General features: G+C 46.8%; 2 protein-coding genes. Both read right to left on the bottom strand.

The window, feature by feature from the left end; all coding sequences use genetic code 11:
* Positions 1-347 precede the first annotated feature (347 nt).
* Positions 348-1,865: a sodium:alanine symporter family protein gene (locus Q0Y54_RS12555; protein WP_294523528.1), complete on the bottom strand. Its 1,518-nt coding sequence runs from the start codon at positions 1,863-1,865 to the stop codon at positions 348-350.
* A 154-nt stretch (positions 1,866-2,019) separates the two neighbouring features.
* Positions 2,020-2,430, bottom strand: a complete 411-nt coding sequence (locus Q0Y54_RS12550; RefSeq protein ID WP_294523526.1) for a TIGR04076 family protein — start codon at positions 2,428-2,430, stop codon at positions 2,020-2,022.
* Positions 2,431-2,696: the final 266 nt, after the last annotated feature.

The following is a 2,696-nucleotide window of genomic DNA, read 5'->3' as shown; positions in this document are numbered from 1 at the left end:
AGTCTTCCAGCTCCGCCATATACGCCTCGGCTTCCTCTTTTGTTAATTCAATACCCTCGGCTTTTGCCATTGCCATAAGCTCCTCTGCGGTCTTACAGGCCATAGCTTTCGCAACCTGTTCCTTCGTCAGTTCAATTTTGTCAATCGGCATAATAGAATCCTCCCTATAGCTATAAAATAATAAAAGCCTTTTATCTATATATACAAAACAGGTTCAGCAAAATTGACACTCTTGGAAATTATTTTTTTAATTATATCATACTCATCGTTGCTGAGCAAAACTGGTATTTAGCTTAACTTAATGACATTGCTTTCGGCTCCCTTTCTTTTTCTAAGAAACCACTTAGTTAATGGCATTCATCCCAAACCGGCAACGGCTCACCCAACGTTTCCGTGCCAAATTTACCTTCCTGGCATTCAAAATGATCAAAGGCCTTCTGAACGTTGCCAAACCCGAGGTAAAGAAGAGGCAGGTTGCAACATACCATCACGATATTGGCAAAATCGCTGAGGTTCCAGAGGGCGCTGAGGTCGAAACCAGCAATGTTCGTAATCATACCGAAAGCCAGCACTGCCAGACTCACCAGCCTGACTGCCGAAATAAAGAACTTATTGTTGGAAATCTGCCTGGCACATATCTCCGAGAAGGACAGGAAGCCCAACAGACAGGTAAAAGCAAAGATACCAAAACAGATACTGATGACCAATGTAGCAAGTCCATAGCCAGCTCCACTCCCAAGCATTTGTGCGCAGGAAGCCAAGAATTTCTCCAGACGGCCCATTTCAAACCAGGCAGCGGATCCATCCTTCAGCCAGGCCTGTCCCATGATGAGGACAAAGCCAGTCAAGGTACATATAACCATGGTATCAAGGAATACGCCAATAGCCTGTACAATACCCTGGTCACACGGATGCTTAGCATAGGATACAGCGGCAGGCATGGAAAGTGTCCCCTGTCCCGCCTCATTGCTCATCAGGCCGCGCTTGATTCCCTGGGAAAGAGCTATACCCAGAGCACCACCGAAGACTGGTTCTGGACGGAAGGCCTCAGTTACCACCACATAGAAAAACCATGGCAAAAGCGTAAGGTTCATGGCAACCATTACCAGAACAGCAGCTACATAAACCACCGCCATGATTGGCACCAGCACATCGGTAATTCGGGTGATTCGCCGGAGTCCGCCAAAGACGGAAAAGGCTGTCAGTCCCATCAGCAACAGGAAGAATCCCCATATCAAAGCACTACCTTCGGCAATCTCTGCCCCAGTCAAATTTTGAGTGACTGACACCATGGCGGAGATGGTATTGAAGCCCTGAGCCGGAATGCAGAGCAGTGCATAGATGATATAAAGAAAGCTCAAGGCGCCGCCTATTATGGCTGCTCCTCCCAGAAGCTTTCTGCCATAGCAGGGAAGGCCACCAACATATTCGTCGCCCTGCTTTTCCTTATAGATTTGGGATAGTGTCGATTCTACGAAAGCCGTCGCCATGCCAAAAAACGCAGACACCCACATCCAGAACAAGGCACCGGGGCCGCCAGTGGAAACTGCGCCTGTCACACCCAAAATATTTCCCGGCCCCACCCTCATAGCCGTGGATAACAGGAAGGAAGCCATGGGGCTGATCCCTTGCTGCCCCTTGCGGCTTTTTATGAGAACATTGAGCCCACGCTTGAAATACTTGATTTGGACAAAGCGAAGCTTGCAGGTGAAGTATAAACCCGTTCCCACCAACAGGATAATCACCATCGGCAGTTCACCTATGATGGGAAGACCGGCATACCACGCAACGTTGGTGGGAAATCCCCACACCAAGTCTGCCAAATCCTGAAACATTGAACATATGTCGCTTATCAATTCATACATCCGCAAATTCCTCCCAAAACAACAATCTTGCCATATATTTTTTGCAACAAATCCATCTGCTCGATATCTGCCAACGCAATAATTGGCGTTGTATTCACAACCAACGAAAGCTATTTTTAGATGCCTTTCATAGCCATTCGTATTTCAATTCTTATCAGCCTGTATAGGCGTCCTCGGCTGTATTCGTGAAGTTCTGCTTCGCCAGCCACTCCGCTTCATCCTCATTCTCTGGAATATCAACACGCTCAATCTTGAAGATAACCGGTCTGGTTCCGTCATTGCAGCAGGCAATCATCATGCGGTCATCGTTCGTCCAGCCTTTCATGATGGATCCTCCCTGCAGGGCTGTGTAAACATACCTGCTGATTGCGTCCCAGGCTTCTCCGCAAAACTTGCCATTCATCAGATGATAGAAGTCATCCTGTGCCGGAGTACGCTTCAGCACAAAGGTATCTCCCACATTGAAGAAAGGACAAGGACCAGACTTAGGATCAGCCAGATACTGTTTCTGAAAATCCGTAAAACATTTTTTATCAATGACTGTAATCTTGCATTCGTGTTTCATTTCTTTCCCCCAAAACAACAATTTTGTTAGTTAATTATAACAAAACAGCCGCTAAAAAGCTAACGGCTGTTGAGAAAGATTTGTCGGTACTATGATACTCCATTTTCGTCGTATCGTATTACAGTACCATAAAAATGGACGATAAACCGGATGACGATTCGGCAAACCATAAAAACAACCCCTGGCTTTTTAAGAGTCAGGGGTTTATTACTGGTGATCCCGGGCAGATTTGAACTGCCGACCTACCGCTTAGGAGGCGGTTGCTC

This window comes from uncultured Anaerovibrio sp., from assembly GCF_947302755.1.
In the GTDB taxonomy this organism is placed as follows: Bacteria; Bacillota; Negativicutes; order Selenomonadales; family Selenomonadaceae; genus Anaerovibrio.
Note: the sequence above shows the minus strand (reverse complement) of the source record. Positions and strands in the feature narration are given on the sequence as shown.

Bases quoted from the DNA above. Each gene is read 5' to 3' on its own strand.
- Q0Y54_RS12555 (WP_294523528.1), bottom strand. From the start codon at position 1,865: ATGTATGAATTGATAAGCGACATATGTTCAATGTTTCAGGATTTGGCA.
- Q0Y54_RS12550 (WP_294523526.1), bottom strand. From the start codon at position 2,430: ATGAAACACGAATGCAAGATTACAGTCATTGATAAAAAATGTTTTACG.